This window comes from Nonomuraea ferruginea (genome assembly GCF_039540635.1).
Classification (GTDB): domain Bacteria; phylum Actinomycetota; class Actinomycetes; order Streptosporangiales; family Streptosporangiaceae; genus Nonomuraea; species Nonomuraea ferruginea.
This window is the reverse complement of sequence record NZ_BAABFD010000008.1, coordinates 298,496-313,808: the sequence shown is the minus strand read 5'-3', so window position 1 is coordinate 313,808 and position 15,313 is coordinate 298,496. Positions and strand designations below refer to the sequence as shown.

General features: G+C 73.1%; 17 protein-coding genes and 1 tRNA gene. 6 read left to right on the top strand and 12 right to left on the bottom strand.

Annotated features, from left to right (window positions below):
* Positions 1 to 19: 19 nt before the first annotated feature.
* The 3 genes from ABD999_RS17945 to ABD999_RS17935 form a co-directional block, all read right to left on the bottom strand.
* Positions 20 to 93 (bottom strand) — tRNA-Ile (locus ABD999_RS17945).
* A 442-nt stretch (positions 94 to 535) separates the two neighbouring features.
* On the bottom strand, positions 536 to 2,023 hold the full coding sequence (locus ABD999_RS17940; protein ID WP_271277248.1) for a S1 family peptidase: 1,488 nt from the start codon (positions 2,021 to 2,023) through the stop codon (positions 536 to 538).
* A gap of 89 nt (positions 2,024 to 2,112) precedes the next feature.
* Entirely contained in the window at positions 2,113 to 3,045 is a 933-nt protein-coding gene (locus ABD999_RS17935; protein WP_148032944.1) for a LysR family transcriptional regulator, read from the bottom strand.
* A 96-nt stretch (positions 3,046 to 3,141) separates the two neighbouring features.
* On the opposite strand from ABD999_RS17935, the gene ABD999_RS17930 reads away from it, so the two are divergent.
* From ABD999_RS17930 to ABD999_RS17920, 3 genes are read left to right on the top strand one after another with little or no spacing between them, the layout of a single operon-like run.
* Positions 3,142 to 3,366, top strand: a complete 225-nt coding sequence (locus tag ABD999_RS17930) for a DUF6158 family protein (protein WP_148032943.1) — start codon at positions 3,142 to 3,144, stop codon at positions 3,364 to 3,366.
* The gene (locus ABD999_RS17925; protein ID WP_148032942.1) at positions 3,366 to 3,602 is read left to right on the top strand and encodes an RIO2 family protein; all 237 of its coding nucleotides are present in this window, start codon (positions 3,366 to 3,368) and stop codon (positions 3,600 to 3,602) included. The genes ABD999_RS17930 and ABD999_RS17925 overlap by 1 nt, the downstream gene beginning before the upstream one ends.
* A 28-nt stretch (positions 3,603 to 3,630) precedes the next feature.
* Positions 3,631 to 4,410 carry a putative hydro-lyase gene (locus ABD999_RS17920; protein ID WP_271276369.1) on the top strand — a complete coding sequence of 260 codons (780 nt, stop codon included), beginning with the start codon at positions 3,631 to 3,633 and terminating at the stop codon, positions 4,408 to 4,410.
* Here ABD999_RS17920 and ABD999_RS17915 read toward each other — a convergent pair.
* Positions 4,373 to 6,586 carry an excinuclease ABC subunit UvrA gene (locus ABD999_RS17915; RefSeq protein ID WP_271276368.1) on the bottom strand — a complete coding sequence of 738 codons (2,214 nt, stop codon included), beginning with the start codon at positions 6,584 to 6,586 and terminating at the stop codon, positions 4,373 to 4,375. The two genes, ABD999_RS17920 and ABD999_RS17915, sit on opposite strands and share 38 nt — an antisense overlap.
* A 49-nt stretch (positions 6,587 to 6,635) precedes the next feature.
* Here ABD999_RS17915 and ABD999_RS17910 point away from each other — a divergent pair, with 49 nt between their 5' ends.
* Positions 6,636 to 7,256 carry a TetR/AcrR family transcriptional regulator gene (locus ABD999_RS17910; protein WP_271276367.1) on the top strand — a complete coding sequence of 207 codons (621 nt, stop codon included), beginning with the start codon at positions 6,636 to 6,638 and terminating at the stop codon, positions 7,254 to 7,256.
* Here ABD999_RS17910 and ABD999_RS17905 read toward each other — a convergent pair.
* Genes ABD999_RS17905 through ABD999_RS17895 form a run of 3 tightly spaced genes read right to left on the bottom strand, consistent with a single transcriptional unit; the run spans position 7,198 to position 9,089 of the window.
* Positions 7,198 to 7,788, bottom strand: a complete 591-nt coding sequence (locus tag ABD999_RS17905; RefSeq protein ID WP_271276366.1) for a P-loop nucleotide/nucleoside kinase family protein — start codon at positions 7,786 to 7,788, stop codon at positions 7,198 to 7,200. The genes ABD999_RS17910 and ABD999_RS17905 overlap by 59 nt on opposite strands.
* A 4-nt stretch (positions 7,789 to 7,792) precedes the next feature.
* Entirely contained in the window at positions 7,793 to 8,161 is a 369-nt protein-coding gene (locus ABD999_RS17900) for a PPOX class F420-dependent oxidoreductase (RefSeq protein WP_219544771.1), read from the bottom strand.
* Positions 8,162 to 8,183: 22 nt separating this feature from the next.
* Positions 8,184 to 9,089, bottom strand: coding sequence for a phosphotriesterase family protein (locus ABD999_RS17895; protein WP_271276365.1), 906 nt, complete (start codon positions 9,087 to 9,089; stop codon positions 8,184 to 8,186).
* A 172-nt stretch (positions 9,090 to 9,261) separates the two neighbouring features.
* Between ABD999_RS17895 and ABD999_RS17890 the strand changes: the two genes are divergently transcribed.
* A complete protein-coding gene (locus ABD999_RS17890; protein ID WP_271276364.1) occupies positions 9,262 to 9,720 on the top strand; it encodes a TIGR02611 family protein in 459 nt (152 codons plus the stop codon).
* A 10-nt stretch (positions 9,721 to 9,730) separates the two neighbouring features.
* Here the strand turns inward: ABD999_RS17890 and ABD999_RS17885 are convergent, their stop codons facing one another.
* Together ABD999_RS17885 and ABD999_RS17880 are read right to left on the bottom strand one after the other, a co-directional pair.
* Positions 9,731 to 10,051, bottom strand: coding sequence for a GroES family chaperonin (locus tag ABD999_RS17885; protein ID WP_148032935.1), 321 nt, complete (start codon positions 10,049 to 10,051; stop codon positions 9,731 to 9,733).
* A gap of 55 nt (positions 10,052 to 10,106) precedes the next feature.
* Positions 10,107 to 11,081: an endonuclease/exonuclease/phosphatase family protein gene (locus ABD999_RS17880; protein ID WP_271276363.1), complete on the bottom strand. Its 975-nt coding sequence runs from the start codon at positions 11,079 to 11,081 to the stop codon at positions 10,107 to 10,109.
* 48 nt (positions 11,082 to 11,129) lie between these two features.
* Between ABD999_RS17880 and ABD999_RS17875 the strand changes: the two genes are divergently transcribed.
* Positions 11,130 to 12,380, top strand: a complete 1,251-nt coding sequence (locus tag ABD999_RS17875) for an ArgE/DapE family deacylase (RefSeq protein WP_271276362.1) — start codon at positions 11,130 to 11,132, stop codon at positions 12,378 to 12,380.
* A 19-nt stretch (positions 12,381 to 12,399) separates the two neighbouring features.
* Here the strand turns inward: ABD999_RS17875 and ABD999_RS17870 are convergent, their stop codons facing one another.
* Genes ABD999_RS17870 through ABD999_RS17860 form a run of 3 tightly spaced genes read right to left on the bottom strand, consistent with a single transcriptional unit; the run spans position 12,400 to position 15,265 of the window.
* Positions 12,400 to 13,200, bottom strand: a complete 801-nt coding sequence (locus ABD999_RS17870; RefSeq protein ID WP_219544766.1) for an ABC transporter ATP-binding protein — start codon at positions 13,198 to 13,200, stop codon at positions 12,400 to 12,402.
* Positions 13,200 to 14,207: a FecCD family ABC transporter permease gene (locus ABD999_RS17865; RefSeq protein ID WP_271276361.1), complete on the bottom strand. Its 1,008-nt coding sequence runs from the start codon at positions 14,205 to 14,207 to the stop codon at positions 13,200 to 13,202. Before ABD999_RS17865 ends, ABD999_RS17870 begins: the two co-directional genes overlap by 1 nt.
* A complete protein-coding gene (locus ABD999_RS17860; RefSeq protein WP_271276360.1) occupies positions 14,204 to 15,265 on the bottom strand; it encodes a FecCD family ABC transporter permease in 1,062 nt (353 codons plus the stop codon). Before ABD999_RS17860 ends, ABD999_RS17865 begins: the two co-directional genes overlap by 4 nt.
* Between the last annotated feature and the right edge of the window lie 48 nt (positions 15,266 to 15,313).

The window sequence follows — 15,313 nt, the reverse complement described above, 5'->3', positions numbered from 1 at the left end:
CCGTACCTGGTGAGGTGGGTAGGGCGGGTGGGACTTGAACCCACGACCCACGGATTATGAGTCCGATGCTCTGACCGGCTGAGCTACCGCCCCTGGATTGAGTTGTGCGCATCGACAAGGTTAAAGCATGGTGAGCGCCCCCAGCCCCGCCTGATGCCTCGCACATCATTCCACGCCGAGCCCTCTCGGGGGAGAGTAGGACGATCATTCTTCCGAGAGCGGACGGGGTGGCGCGCTTGCCGGTGAAGCTGATCTACGAGACCCACGCCACCACGATGGAGCCGGCGAGCTGTCCGCCGCCGGGCGGGAACAGGCGCGTGAGCTGGGGGAGCGGCGGAAGGACGTGGACGTGGTCCACGCCTCGGACCTGCGCCGCGCCGTACGGACCGCGGAGATCGGCGGGCGGCAACAGGGCAGGGCCGCACCGTTGTCGCGGATGCGGCCGACCGGTGGGCCCTGCGGGTGCTGTTCGGCGGGACGCCGCTGGAGGAGCTGGTTGAGGGCCCGTTCCAGTGGCGTCCCGGGTGGGAGTACGTTACGGGCGGTTGAAGCCGAGGGTGTACGAGCCGGAGCCGCTGTAGGCGTGCACGCGGTAGCGGTAGTAGCCGGCGCTGCCGTTGTAGGTCACCGTCTCGTCGGCGCCGGGCGTGATGCCCTGGGCCACGGTGCTCCAGGAGAAACCGTTCCACCTCTGGAGGTAGAGGTCGAAGTCGGTGCCGTCAGGGGCGTCCAGGCAGGCGGCGTGGGTGCCCGACGTCGTCGTCTGGTAGTAGGAGCCGTTCGGCTGGTAGGCGTTCTGGCCGGACGACAGCGAGCCGGTGTGGGTCGACTGGTAGCCCTGGCAGCCGGTGGGCGGGTCGGGGTCGCCGCCGCCGTCGCTGGTCACCAGGGTCAGGCCGCCGACGGAGATGATCTCGCCGATGGGCTGGAAGTACGTGGTGCCGCCGATGCTGCAGTTGCCGGAGCCGCCGGAGGTCATGCCCTGGGCCTGGTCGCCGGAGATGAACGCGCCGCCGGAGTCGCCGGGCTCGGCGCAGACGGAGGTGCGGGTGAGTCCGGAGACGGTGCCCTGCGGGTAGTTCACGGTGCTGTTGAGCGCCTGTACGGTGCCGCAGTGCCACTGGGTGGTGGAGCCGGAGCGGCACACGGAGCCGCCGGGCTGGGTGACGGACGCGCCGCGCACCGGCAGGATGCCGGCCGAGTAGCCGTTGACCACGCCGGGGGCGGTCCAGTCGGCGTTCGTCGCGACCCAGGCGTAGTCGTTGCCGGGGAACGACGAGATCTGGAAGGTGCCCTGCGCCACGCGGTTGTAGCCGGTCGTGGACTGGCCGTTGGAGCCGCAGTGGCCGGCGGTGGTGAAGCCGACCTGGGTGCCGCGCCGGGCGGCGAACCCGACGGAGCAGCGCGAGGACGAGATGTAGTACGCGTCGCCGCCGCGGATGTCGTACAGGAGTTTCGGCCGGTCCGCCGAGTCGGCGAACTTGACCGCGCCGGTGTCGACGCCGGCGCTCTTCGCCCAGGCCAGGGCCGCGTCCTGGTCGGCGGCCTGCACGACGACCGCGTTGTCGGCGGGTGAGACCGACCAGCTGTGCACGGTGTCGGGCGGCGCGGCCTTGTCCAGGCCGTCCTTGACGGCGGTGAGCTGGGCCAGCGTGCGGGTCACGATGCGGGCCTCGGCGCCGGAGCTCTTGATCGCGGCGGCGTCCGACTGCTTGACGCTGGCCGCGACCAGCTTGCTCTCCGGCCCTTCGAACCAGGCGCCGGCGTAGCGGTCGCCGAGCTGCTTGGCCAGGGCGGGCGCGGCCTGGTTGCCGCGGGCCTCGTTGGCCATCCGGGCGACGGCCTGCCTCTCGCTGATGCCGAGGTCGCGCTCGATGGCGTCGATCACGCCCTTGGGGGGCTCGGCCGTGGCGGTGGTCGTGGCGGTGGTGGTGGTCGTGGTGGTGGGGGTGGCGACGGCGGGGGTGGCCGTCATGACTAAGGCGCCGATCGAGATGGCGATCAGCGCTGGGGTCCGCAGCATGGGGTGTCTCCTCGCTGTGGCTGGGGGGTGCCGTCAACGTACGCGGGCGGCCGGAAACCGAGGAGTACCAGTTCGGCCCTATCACGGTGTTATGGCGCGGTGCCGAACCCGGGGTTGCGGCCCAGCCAGTCGTGGTAGGCGCGGCTGCGCCGTACCGCTTCCCGGTGTGTCTGCTTGGCCTGGAGGAGCACCCACGCGGCGTCCGGCGCGGCCGGGTGGCGGCCGAGGAGCTGACGCCAGCGCAGCGGCGCGTTCTTCAGCGGCACCACCACCATGCCGGGGGCGGGCTGGTGGGTGGCCTGGCAGAGCACCACCGCGCGGCCCACCTGCGCCAGGTGCACGCAGGTGGCCACGTCGGTCTCGTAGATGGTGCCCGGCGTGAACCCGGCCCGCGCGCACGCCATCGCGAAGCAGTCGTTGAAGCAGCCGTCCCCCGGCGTGACCGCCCACTGCTCGTCCGCCAGGTCGGCGAGCTCCACCTCCTTCTCCACGGCCAGCGGGTGGTCCACGGAGAGCAGGGTGAAGACCGGGTCGAGGCTGATCGTCTCCCAGGCCAGGGTGCCCGCCGGGGTGCCGTTGTCGCCGCACGCCCCGGTCAGCACGTAGTCGAGCCGGCCCAGCTCGACCATGGTGGTCAGCTCGTGCGCCGACCAGCTGGTGTAGGTGGTTACCTGGCGTTCCGCGGCCAGGCGGTGCACCAGGCCGCCGAGTATCGGGCCGTTGGTGGCGCCTATCCGGTAGCCGGAGGTGGGGGCGTGCGCGAACCGTACGGCCTCCTCCTGCAGCTCCTTGGCGGCGGGCAGGAGTACCCGGGCGCGGGCGAGCACCAGCTCGCCCAGCCGGGTGGGGCGGGCGCCGTGACGGTCGCGCTCGAAGAGCGCGCCGCCGAGCATCCGCTCGATGCGCTTGAGCTGGGCGGTGAGGGCGGGCTGGGCCAACCCGAGCATGGAAGCGGCCTTGCTGACACTTCCGGCGTCCGCGACGGCGCGGACGATCTTGAGGTGCCTGAGCTCGAGGTCCATAACGGGAAGGTAAGGCGGTCTAATCTCCCAAACAATGCCTATGTGTCAGGAAATGTGACAGATATTGTCGAGCGCCATCTGGGGTAGAGGGAGCCCATGACGACGATGGGAATCGACCCGGCCCAGCTGAGCGACGAGGACCTGCTGCGCGAGCTGCGGCAACTGCACACCACCCGCACCGACACCTTCCTGCACGGCTCCGACGACGCGCTCGCCCGTCACACCTCACGGACGAACGAGATGGAGTCCGAATATCTGCGCCGCTATCCGGAGCGCGAGATCGACCCGAACCGGCTGCGCGAGGGAGCGAGGGCACGCTGATGGATCCGCGACACGACGTGCAGGCGCTGTCCGACGTCGACATCCACGTCTACGAGGCCGTAGCGGGCCCGGCCGTCGAGCACGGCTGGGTCGGTATGGACGAGCTGGTGCACATCACCGGCCTGCCCGGCGAGGAGGTACGGGAGAGCCTGGAGCGGCTGATCGGCCAGGGGTACGTGCTGCCGACCCCCGACGGGTACGGGCTCGGGCCGCACACCTTCGGCGTCTGGCGCTGATCCGGCGACTCGGGCGTACGCTCGAGGAGTGGACGTCGCTGACCTGACCCCCGCGCAGGCGCGCGAGCGCTTCCGCGGCGGGGAGCGCACGCCGACGGCGGGCTGGTGCAGGGGCTGGACCCAGGCCAATCTGATCGCCGTGCCCCAGGAGCTGGCCTACGACCTGCTGCTGTTCGCGCACCGCAACGCGCGGGCCTGCCCGCTGCTCGACGTGGGCGAGCCCGGCGCGGTGCGCACCCGCCTGTTCCCCGGCGACCTGCGCACCGACCTGCCCGGCTACCGCGTCTACCAGGACGGACGCGCCGTCGCCGACACCGGTGAGGTGGTGGCGGAGTGGCGGGCGGACCTGGTGCCGTTCCTGTTCGGCTGCAGCTTCACCTTCGAGCGGGCGCTGCTGGCCGCGGGCGTGCCGATCCGGCACCTGGAGCAGGGCGTGAACGTGCCGATGTACCGGACGAACGTGCCGTGCGAGCCGTCGGGGCCGCTGGCCGGGCCGCTCGTGGTGTCGATGCGGCCGGTGCCGGAGGCGCTGGTGGCCACCGCGATCGAGGTCAGCGGGCGCTACCCGATGGTGCACGGCGCGCCGGTCCACACCGGCGACCCGGCCGTGATCGGCATCGGCGACCTGGGCAGGCCCGACTTCGGCGACCCGGTGGAGGTGCGGGAGGGGGAGACGCCGCTGTTCTGGGCGTGCGGGGTGACGCCGCAGGCGGCGGTGATGGCCAGCGGCGTGGAGTTCGCGATCGGGCACCTGCCGGGGCACATGGCGATCATCGACGCGCGGGACGAGGACTATCGAGAGACTTAGCCAGATATTTCGCGGTATGGGTGGAGGCTTGGGCCAGCGCCGCCGGGGTGCCCTCGAACACCACCCGCCCGCCGTGCCGTCCCGCCTCCGGCCCCAGGTCGATCACCCAGTCGGCGTGCTTGACCACGTCGAGGTCGTGCTCCACCACGATCACCGCGTTGCCGCCGTCGACGAGCCGGTCGAGCAGCGCCAGCAGCCGGTCGACGTCGGCCGGGTGCAGGCCCCTGGTCGGCTCGTCGAACACGTACACCTGACCAGACTCGTGCAGCCGGTGCGCCAGCTTGAGCCGCTGCCGCTCGCCGCCCGACAGCGTGGCCAGCGAACGCCCCAGGGTCAGATGGCCCAGCCCCAGCTCGCCCAGCCGGTCGAGGCCCGGCAGGTCGTAGTCGCGCACGGCCTCGCCTGCGGTCAGCGCCAGCACGCCGGCGATGTCGCGCCCGGCCAGGCGGTACGACAGGGCCTCGCGGTTGTAGCGGGTGCCGCCGCAGGCGTCGCAGACGCGGGTCACCGGGTCCATGAACGCCAGGTCGGTCCTGATCTCGCCGCGCCCGCCGCACTCCGGGCAGGCGCCCGCCGAGTTGGCGCTGAACAGCTTGGCCGGCACCCCGTGCGCGGCCGCGAACAGCTTGCGCAGCCGGTCCATCGCCCCCAGGTAGGTGGCGAGCGTCGAACGGGGCGAGGCGTGCACGGCCGACTGGTCGACCAGCACCGTGCCGGGGTGGCGGGCCGGCAACTCGCGGGTCATCAGCGTGCTCTTGCCCGACCCGGCCACGCCGGTCACCGCCGTCAGCACGCCCAGCGGCACCCGGACCGTCACGTCGGCCAGGTTGTGGGTCCGGGCGCCGCCGATCGTCAGCCACCCGGACGGTTCGCGTACCCGCTCCTTGAGCCCGCGCGCCCGCCGCAGCGCGCGGCCGGTCGGCGTGTCGCCGAGCCCGGCCACCGGACCCTGGTAGACCACCCGCCCGCCGTCGGCGCCCGCGCCCGGCCCCAGGTCGACCACCTGGTCGGCGAGCGCGATCACGTCGCGGTCGTGCTCGACCACGAGCACCGTGTTGCCCTTGTCGCGCAACTGCAGCAGCAGCCCGCCGAGCAGGTGCACGTCGCGCGGATGCAGGCCGGCGCTGGGCTCGTCGAAGACGTACGTGAGACCGGTGAGGCCGCTGCCCAGGTGGCGCACGGTCTTGAGGCGCTGGGCCTCGCCGCCCGACAGGGTCGGCGTCTCCCGGTCGAGGCTGAGGTAGCCGAGCCCGATGGCCTCGACGCGGCGCAACGCCTCCACCGCCGCGCGGGCGACCGGGTCGGCCGTCTCCGCCAGCACGCCGATCAGGTCGGTGATCTCCATCGCGCAGTGGTCGGCCAGGTTGCGGCCGTCGATGCGGGAGGCCAGCGCCGCCGGGTTGAGCCGCCGGCCGCCGCACGCGGGGCAGGCGCGCTCGCGCACCACCTCCCGCGCCGCCTGGTCGAGCGACTCCACGTCGCGGTGGAGGTGGACGCGGTCGAACCGGGTGATCACGCCCTCGTAGTCGTGGGCGCGGCCGTCGCGCTCCACCTTGAACCCGCTCCCGTGCAGCAGCAGGCCGAGCTCCCGCTCGGTGTAGTCGCGCAGCGGCTTGGCCGGGTCGAACAGCCCCGACTTCGCGTAGAGGCTCCACACGTAGCCGCCGACCGCGTACGGCCGCAGCGCTCCCTGGGCCAGCGACAGGTCGAAGTCGACCAGCCGGCCGACGTCGACCTCCGTCTTCCGCCCGAGGCCGGCGCACTCCGGGCACATGCCCGCCGGGTCGTTGAACGAGTAGGCCGTCGCCGGGCCCGCCGAGGGCTCGCCGCGCCGCGAGAACAGCACCCGCAGCATGGGGTGGATCTCGGTCATCGTGCCGACCGTGGAGCGGGCGTTGCCGCCCACCGGCCGCTGGTCGACGACCACCGCGGCGGTCAGCCCCTCCAGCCGCCCGGCGCGCGGGCGCTCGTGCTTGGGCAGCCGGTTCCTGACGAACGCGCTGTAGGTCTCGTTGAGCTGGCGCTGCGACTCGGCCGCGATGGTCTCGAACACCACCGACGACTTGCCGGAGCCGGACACGCCGGTGAACACGATGAGCCGCTCCTTGGGCAGCCGCAGGGAGACGTCGCGCAGGTTGTTCTGCCGGAGACCGGTGAGCACGATCTCGCGGGACATGGCTCTCCTCCATAGCTTCAGCTATTACCTATAGCCTAAGCTACATGCCATGGCTGACATTCCCGATCGGAGGGCCCGCCGGCGGGCGGAGACGCTGGAGGAGATCCTGGCCATCGCCCTGGAGGTGATGGCCGAGGACGGCGTGGCCGGGCTGAGCCTGTCGGCCGTGGCCAGGCGGCTCGGCATCCGGCCGCCGTCGCTGTACAAGTACTTCCCGTCCCGGCACGCCGTCTACGACGCGCTCTTCGAACGCGGCCAGCGGGCCTACCTGGAGGCGGTGCAGCGGGGCGCCGCGGGCGCGGAGCCGGGCCTGGCCGCGATGGCCGCCTCGCTGGAGGCCGGCGCGCGGTGGGTGATGGCCAACCAGGCGCTGGCCCAGCTGCTGTTCTGGCGGCCGGTGCCCGGCTTCGAGCCCTCGGAGCGGGCGTACGCGCCGGCCCTGGCCGTCCACGACCACTTCACCGCGCTGACGTCGGCCGCCATCGAGCGCGGCGAACTGCATCCGGACGCCGCCAGCGAGGAGGGGCAGGCCCTGGGCTCCAGCCTGATCGCCGGCCTGCTGTCGCAGCAGCTCGCCAACGAGCCGGGCGCCGCGTTCGAGGAGGGGCGGTTCACCCGGTGGGTGGCCCGCCTGCCCGGGGTGCTCGCGGCGATATACCCGCCGCGGTGAGCTGCGCCCCCAGCGGGGGCGCGCCGCGCCGGTTGTCGATCTCCAGGTGCGGCACCGCGGGCGGCTCGTCCACCCTGATCCTGGCCAGGTACGCGTCGAACGCCGCCAGCTTGCCCGCGTCCCTGGGCAGGCCCCTGGCCTCCAGTCGCTCGCGCAGCGTCGAGGCGTCGGAGCGCACCCACACCAGCCGCACCGGCGGGCCGCCCAGCTCCGCCACCCAGCGTCGCCAGCGCGCCGCGTCGTGCACCTGGCCGGTGAAAGGGCCGTCGAGCATGACCGGGCAGCCGTGCTCGCGGATCCGCCGGGCGGTCGCGGTCATGCCGGCATACTCGTGCCTTTTGACGTGCTCGTCGTACCAGGAACCCTCGCGTTCCCCATGAGGCCTGCCGTAGCCGGCCAGCACCTCGGCGACGAGGCCCCCGTACATCGTGTCCTTGTCGAGCAGGGCGGGCACCGGCGACAGGCGGGCGAGCAGCGCGGCGGCCACCATGGACTTGCCCGCCCCCGGCGGGCCGCTGACGACCCAGATCACGGTCTCAGTCTGGCAGGCCCCAGGAGATGACCTTCGCCGGCTTGACGCGGATGACCGCGTCGGACATGCCGGGCCTGGGCGGGCGCACGCCGGTGAGCGCCTCGGCGGTGCCGCGGATCTCCACCCCGCGCACGATCCACGGGCTGACCGAGGCCAGCTCGTCCACCACCAGCGAGACCGTGCTGCCGGCCCGTACGTTGCGGAACTTCTTGGTGGCGGCCAGGTCGAGGCCGCCGATGTCGATCGTGCCGGCCTCGGCGTCGACGAAGAAGCCGACGGGGTTGTTCTGCACCTGGCCGCCGGGCGCGACCGTGGCCAGGCGGCCCAGCCGCTGGGTGGACAGGAAAGCCAGCTCGGATTCGGTGAGTCTCATGACGTCAGCATGAGACCTCGACTCAGCTTGAGGTCAACCCGTCCGTCAGCCAGCGCAGCGGGTTGTCGTGGGTGATCGCGCTCAGCGTCTCCGCCTCGACGCCGGCCTCGCGCAGCCTGGGCAGCACCGCGGCGGACAGGTGCCCGTAGCCGGGGCCGCCGTACTTGCCGAGCTGCGCGACCCGGCTCACGCCGCTGCTGAGCAGCAGCCGGCCGGCGTGGCCCTCGCGGATGAGGTCCAGGGCGACGGCCGCGGCCCGCTCGGCGCCCACGCCGATCGAGCCCAGGCTCACGTACGCGCCGGACTCGGCGATCTTGCGGGCCGCGGCCGGGTCGGCGCCCGAGCAGCCCACGGACACCCGGGAGGCGGGCAGGCCCTCGATCATCAGCAGTTCCAGCATGGCCAGGCCGTCCTGGCCGTAGGTGGCCACCGACAGCCGGGAGGAGAGCGCGGCGCGGGCGGCGGCCCGCAGGGCGCGCTCCTCGGCCGGGGTGGGGTGCGCGCCCCAGCAGCCGACCTCGCCGATCACGCCGGGGAACACGCCGCTGTCGTCCATCCCGTCGAGGATGTCGGCCATCAGCAGGCCGGTGAGCGCGTCGGCGTCGGCGGCGGCGGCGCCGGAGAACGGCCCGGTGGAAAGGCCCGTGGCGGCGACCACCGGCACGCGGCTGCCGGCGGCGATCCTGGCCAGGGCGGCCGCGTCGCGGCCCATGCCGATGGAGGTGAGCTCCACGACCAGGCCGAGCGGGTCGTCGCCGGTGCGCAGCGCGCGGAGCTCGGCGATGACGGCCTGCTCCTCGTCCAGCCAGCGGTACGGATCGGAGTCGATGCCCACTGCCCAGCGCATGTCGGCGCGGAGGTGTTCGTGGGGGAGTACGGCACCGGTCACCGCGGCCGCGCGGACGGGGCCGGTAACAGTGCGAAGCATAACCTCGGGCATGCTCTACAGTAGCTGAGAAAAGCCCGATATATCCTGGTTTAGCGCCAGATTTTACCGTTCAGCGGGTTTGACGGACGTTCCGGGTGTAGTCCACATTTGGCCACTCGTGCCTGTGGGCCTACCCGTATCCTGGTGACCACACCGACTGTCCGGGGGGACCGTGCCGACGCAGAAATCCGAGACGGGGGACGCCGACCTCATGAAGGACGAGGCCGCGCGTCACTCCAGCATTCCTCGCCGTCGCGGGCCCAAGGGCTGGCTCGACGGCGTCAGGGCCACGCGCACCGGCGCGCTCACCCTCAAGGTCGTGATCGGCGTGATCGGCACCGTCATGGTGGTCGGCGGCCTGATCATGGTGCCGTTCCCCGGGCCCGGCTGGCTGGTCGTGTTCGGCGGCCTGGCGGTGCTGGCGACCGAGTTTCACTGGGCGCACCGGCTGCTGGAGTTCGGCAAGCGGATGCTGCACGCCTGGACCGAGTGGTACAAGCGGCGGGGCTGGACCGTGCGGATCATCGTGGCGTTCGTGACGCTCTGCGCCATGGGCCTGATCATCTACCTCAGCCTGCTCACGTTCGGCGTGGACGTCATCCAGGTGGCCAGGCAGTTCGTCCTCTCCTGAGGCGGGGGCCTCAGAGATAGAGACCCGTGCCGTGGTCGGTCTCCTGCGTGGCCACCGCGTGCAGGTCGCGCTCGCGCATCACGAGATAGGTCTGCGCGTGCAGCTCCACCTCGAACTGGTCTTCAGGATTGAGCAGCACCTTGTCGCCGACCCGGACCGAGCGCACGTTGGCGCCCACGCCGCAGACCTCGCCCCAGGCGAGCCGGTTGGCCATCTTCACCGTCGCCGGGATGACGATGCCCGATCCGCTGCGTCGCTCCTCGGTGTCGCGCTCCAGCCGGATCATCACCCGATCGTGCAGCATCTGAATCTCGAACTTCGGCTCTTCCACGTGCCAAGTTTACGTTCCGCCGGGTAAGGATCACTCCACGCCCGTACGGCGGACTTCAGGGAAGGGTGAGAACGGCGGAGACCGGGTGGTGGTCGGTGCCCTTGAGCGTGTGCACGGCGAAGGAGCGGACGCCGATGCGGGAGTCCGCCACGACGTGGTCGATGGCGACTCCCGGGAGCGGGCCCCAGCCGCCCTGCGGCCAGGTGGTGCGCAGGCCGTGGCCGGTGACGTCGGCGGCGTCCCGGTAGCCGCTCGCGAGGAGCTCGCGCATGGGCAGGTGGTCGAGCGTGGCGTTGAAGTCGCCGGCCAGGACCCGCAGCGGGCCGCCGGCGCGGGGGAGCGCCTCCAGCCCGGCCCGCCAGCAGGGCTGCCGACCGTACCTCTTGGGCGCGCACGGGTGCACGGAGACCAGCTCCACCCGCGCCCCGCCCGGGTGCGCGAGCACCGCGCGGACCTGGCCGAAGCGGCCGTGCTCGATCGCCTCGCCGGGGGTGAGCGGGTGCCGCGCGTACAGGGCCGAGCCGCCGGCTCCCTGCCTGGGCCGGGTCACGGCGTACGGGAACGTCTCGGGCAACCCGGCTTCCTCCAGCCGCTCCATGGCGTCAGGCGTCAGCTCCTGCAACGCCAGCACGTCGGGCCGGAGCCGGGCCACCAGCGCCATCAGCTCGCCGGTGTCGGCCACGCCGACCATGAGGTTGGCCGCCAGCACCCGCAGCGGCGCCCCGGCCGGCTCCGTGCCGCCGTCGGCCAGGCTCCTCGGCACCACGGCGAAGCCCAGGGCCACCGTGGCGGCCAGGGCCAGCGCGGCCGCCGCCCGCTTCCTGAGCGCCGCCGCCAGCACCAGCCCGGCCCCCGCGGCCGCCGCGACGTGCGGGGTGACCGCCACCGCGGGCACCCACGGCCAGTCCGGCTCGAACCCCGACAGCCGCAGCGCCGCCCACACCGCCGCCGCGCCCGTCACACCCCACGCCACCAGACTCGCCACGATCTTCACGCCTGAGTATCGCCACAACTCCCGGTACGAGTTCACGGGATTTCCTGGCATTCCCGTCATGAGCCGTCATGAGAAGGTGTGCGCATGCGCGACGTGGAACTCAGGGTGCTGGACGCCATCGACGACTCCGAGGCCGTGAACCTGCTGGCCGAGACCGTCGGCGTGCCCAGCGTCACCGGCACCGACGCCGAGTCGGAGCTGCAGCATCACTTCGCCGGCCTGCTGACCGAGGCCGGCATGGACGTGGACGTGTGGAAGCTCGACCTCGACGACCTGCGCGAGCGCGACGGGTTCCCCGGCACCGAGGCGCCGAGGAGCGAGGGGTACGGGGTCGTCGGGGTGGTGGGCGGCGACGGCGTCCCCGCGCTGGCGCTGCAGGGGCATGTGGACGTGGTGCCCGTCGGAGACCTGGCCAGATGGGAGGGGAACGACCCGTTCGCCGCCCGGATCAGCGGTGACGTCCTGCACGGCAGGGGCGCCTGCGACATGAAGGCGGGCCTGGTGGCCAACCTGGCCGTGGTGCGGGCCGTCCAGCGGGCCGGGATCAGGCTCACCCGCCCGCTGGCCGTGCACTGCGTCGTCAGCGAGGAGGACGGCGGGCTGGGCGCGTTCGGCACCCTGGCCAGGGGGCACACCGCCGAGGCGGCCGTGATCACCGAGCCGACCAGCGGCCAGGTGATCACCGCCAACGCGGGCGCGCTCACGTTCCGGCTGGAGATCGCCGGCCGGGCCGCGCACGGCGCCGCCCGGCTGGAGGGGGTCAACGCCATCGAGGTGTTCTGGCCGGTGTTCGAGACGATCAGGCGGCTGGAGGCCGAGCGGAACCGGGACGTCCCCGCCGTGTTCGGCGGCAACCCGCTGCCGTACCCGATCGAGATCGGCACCGTCCACGCCGGCGACTGGGCGAGCACGGTGCCGGACCTGCTGGTCGCCGAGGGCCGGCTGGGCGTGCGGCTGGACGAGGACCCGGCGGCGGCGCGGGCCGCGTTCGAGGAGGCGGTGCGGTCGGCCGCGCACCCGTGGCTGCGGGAGAACCCGCCGGCGGTGACCTGGCCCGGCGGCCAGTTCGCCAGCGGCCGGCTGCCCGCCGGTCACCCGCTGCTCAGCGAGGTCAGGCAGGCGGTCGCCGACACCGGCGGGGCCACCCTCCCCGAAGCCGCCGCCCCGTACGGGAGCGACCTGCGGCTGTACGCGGGCAGCGGGATCCCGACGCTGCACTACGGCCCCGGCGACGTGCGCTTCGCGCACGCGCCCCGCGAGCAGGTGGCGGTGCCGGAGTTCCTGGAGGTGATCCGCGCCCTGGCCGTCCTGGCGGTCCGCCGCTGCGCGCCCTAGCAGGGCTGAGGCGCGGGCCTCAGGCCGGGGACGTGACCCTGCGGCGGGACTCGGGGACGATCAGCGGGGTGCCCGACTGGGGGTCCTGGATGATCTCGCAACGCAGCTCGAACACCTGCTCGACCAGCTCCGGGGTGACGATCTCGGCGGGGTCGCCCTCGGCCAGCACGCTGCCCTCGCGCATGACGATGAGGTGGGTGGCGTAGCGGCAGGCCTGGTTCAGGTCGTGCAGCACGGCCACCATCGTCCGGCCCGCCTCGTGCAGGTCGGCGCAGAGGTCGAGCACCTCGATCTGGTGCGAGATGTCGAGGAACGTGGTCGGCTCGTCCAGCAGCAGGATCGGCGTCTCCTGGGCCAGCGCCATGGCCAGCCACACCCGCTGCCGCTGCCCGCCCGACAGCTCGTCGACGATCCGGTCGGCCAGCCCGGTCACGTCCGTGGCCCGCATCGCCTCGGTCACGGCCGCCTCGTCGGCCTTCGACCACTGCCGCATCAGCCGCTGGTGCGGGTAGCGGCCGCGCGCCACCAGGTCGGCCACGGTGATCCCGTCAGGGACGATCGAGCTCTGCGGCAGCAGCCCGAGCCGCCGCGCGACCTCCTTCGACGGCAGCGTGGTGATGACGCTGCCGTCGAGGTGCACGGCGCCCTGCTTCGGCTTGAGCATCCGGGCCAGGGCGCGCAGCAGGGTGGACTTGCCGCACGCGTTCGGGCCGATGATCACGGTGAAGGACCGGTCGGGGATGGCCACGGACAGCTGACTGGCCACGACCCGCTGGTCGTAGGCGAGGGTGAGGTCGGTTCCCGAGAGGCGGGTGGTCATCAGTAGCGGTCCTTTCGCAGCAGGAAGGCCAGGTACGCGCCGCCGATGGCGGCCGTCACCACGCCGACGGGCAGCTGGACGGGGGCCAGCAGGCGCTGGGCGATCAGGTCGGAGGCGGTCAGCAGCACGGCGCCCATGAGCGCCGAGGAGGCGAGCGTGACGCCGGGTGAGCGGGTCAGCCGGCGGGCGAGCTGCGGCGAGGCCAGCGCGACGAACATCACCGGCCCGGCGGCGGCCGTCGCCACCCCGCAGAGCAGCACGCCCGCCACGATCGCGACCGCGCGCACCGGCTCGACCCTGATGCCCATGGCGCGGGCGGCGTCGTCGCCCATCTCGATCATGCGCAGCGGCCTGGCCACGTACGCGCAGAGCGGCAGCAGCAGCGCCAGCGCGACGGCGACCGGGATCGCGTGGTCCCAGCCGCGCCCGCTCAGGCTGCCGGTCAGCCAGGCGGCGGCGGTGGCGGCGTCGTAGATGTTGGACCGCGTCAGCAGGTAGGAGTTGGCCGCCAGGAGCAGCGCGTTCGCCCCGATGCCGACCAGGACGAGCCGGTAGCCCTGCACGCCGCGCCGGTACGACAGCGCGTAGACCAGCACGGCGGTGATCACGCATCCGGTCAGCGCGCCGCCGGCGATGACCGCGGCCGAGCCGCCCGCGACCACGGCCAGGATGCCGCCGGTCGAGGCGCCGGCGGTGAAGCCGATGAAGTCGGGGCTGCCGAGCGCGTTCCTGGTGAGGCTCTGGAAGATGGCGCCGCTCAGCCCGAACGCGGCCCCCACCAGCAGCCCGGTGGCCACCCGGGGAGCGCGCAGCTTGTTCACGATCAGCTCGGCGACCGGCGTGCCCTCACCCGCGAGCGCCGCCAGGATGTCCGGCACCGGCACGGTGAACTCGCCCGTCGAGATCGCCGCCACCGCCACCGCGCACGCGATGAGCAGCAGCAGCGCGGTGACGGCCAGGGAACGCGGGGCCAGCCGCATCGACCAGGGGCCCAGGCGGACGTTCATAGTGCGGCGAGCCTCCTGCGCCGGGCCAACAGGATGAAGATCGGCGCGCCGATCGCCGCGCACATGATGCCGACCTGCACCTCGCCCGGCCGGGCGATCAGCCGCCCCACGATGTCGGCGCCGAGCAGCAGCACCGGCGCCACCACCGCCGAGTACGGCAGCACCCACCGCTGGTCCTGGCCCACGACGGCGCGCACCGCGTGCGGCACCGCCAGCCCGACGAACCACAGCGGACCGGCCGCCGCCGTCGCCGCCCCGCACAGCAGCGTCACCGCCACCGCCGTCAGCGCCCGGGTGCGGCCGACCGCCACGCCCAGGGCGCGGCCCGCGTCGTCGCCCAGCGACAGCATGTTGAGCGGCCTGCCCAGGCACAGCCCTAGCGCCAGCCCGGCCACCAGGAAAGGCGCCAGCCGCAGCGCCGTGTCGGCCGTCTGCCCCGCCAGCGAGCCGGTCAGCCAGAACCGCATCCGGTCATAGGTCTGGGAGTCGATGCGCAGGATGGCCGACGACATGGCGGTGAAGACCATGCCCACCGCGATGCCCGCCAGCGCGAGCCGTACCGGACCTCCTCCGGTGCGTCCCGCCGCGCCAAGCGAGTAGACCACCAGCGAGGCCCCGGCCGCGCCCGCGAACGCGAACCACACGTAGACGGTCGGGTCCGTGAGCCCGAACAGCCCGAGCGCGAGCGTGACCCCCAGCGCGGCGCCCTCGTTGATGCCGAGGATGCCCGGGTCGGCCAGCGGGTTGCGGGTCAGGCTCTGCATGAGCGCCCCGGCCAGCCCGAGCGCCGCGCCGACGCCGATGCCGAGCAGCGTGCGCGGCACCCGCAACTCCATGATGACCGTGTGGTCGCTGGAGCCGTCGGGGGCGAGGAACGCGTCGAAGGCGGCCGTCAGCGGCATCGCCCGCGCGCCCAGCGCCACGCCGGCGAGGCCCACGAGGACTAACAGCCCGAGCGCCACCAGCAGCCCCGCGGCGAGCGTGACCTGCCGGCCGCGCCGCGGCGGCGGGTCCCCGCCCGCCTCGGTGGCAGGTTCGGTGTGCTCGGCCGGGCGCACCCGCCCCCCTCTCCTTACGGTCTGGCTTAGGCGAGGCTAATCTAAAGC

Excerpts from the sequence above, each read along its gene's own strand:
- ABD999_RS17865 (WP_271276361.1), bottom strand. The coding sequence starts at position 14,207 with ATGAACGTCCGCCTGGGCCCCTGGTCGATGCGGCTGGCCCCGCGTTCC.
- ABD999_RS17910 (WP_271276367.1), top strand. The coding sequence starts at position 6,636 with ATGGCTGACATTCCCGATCGGAGGGCCCGCCGGCGGGCGGAGACGCTG.
- ABD999_RS17895 (WP_271276365.1), bottom strand. The coding sequence starts at position 9,089 with ATGCTTCGCACTGTTACCGGCCCCGTCCGCGCGGCCGCGGTGACCGGT.
- ABD999_RS17930 (WP_148032943.1), top strand. The coding sequence starts at position 3,142 with ATGACGACGATGGGAATCGACCCGGCCCAGCTGAGCGACGAGGACCTG.
- ABD999_RS17925 (WP_148032942.1), top strand. The coding sequence starts at position 3,366 with ATGGATCCGCGACACGACGTGCAGGCGCTGTCCGACGTCGACATCCAC.
- ABD999_RS17940 (WP_271277248.1), bottom strand. The coding sequence starts at position 2,023 with ATGCTGCGGACCCCAGCGCTGATCGCCATCTCGATCGGCGCCTTAGTC.
- ABD999_RS17870 (WP_219544766.1), bottom strand. The coding sequence starts at position 13,200 with ATGACCACCCGCCTCTCGGGAACCGACCTCACCCTCGCCTACGACCAG.
- ABD999_RS17915 (WP_271276368.1), bottom strand. The coding sequence starts at position 6,586 with ATGTCCCGCGAGATCGTGCTCACCGGTCTCCGGCAGAACAACCTGCGC.
- ABD999_RS17935 (WP_148032944.1), bottom strand. The coding sequence starts at position 3,045 with ATGGACCTCGAGCTCAGGCACCTCAAGATCGTCCGCGCCGTCGCGGAC.
- ABD999_RS17875 (WP_271276362.1), top strand. The coding sequence starts at position 11,130 with ATGCGCGACGTGGAACTCAGGGTGCTGGACGCCATCGACGACTCCGAG.
- ABD999_RS17900 (WP_219544771.1), bottom strand. The coding sequence starts at position 8,161 with ATGAGACTCACCGAATCCGAGCTGGCTTTCCTGTCCACCCAGCGGCTG.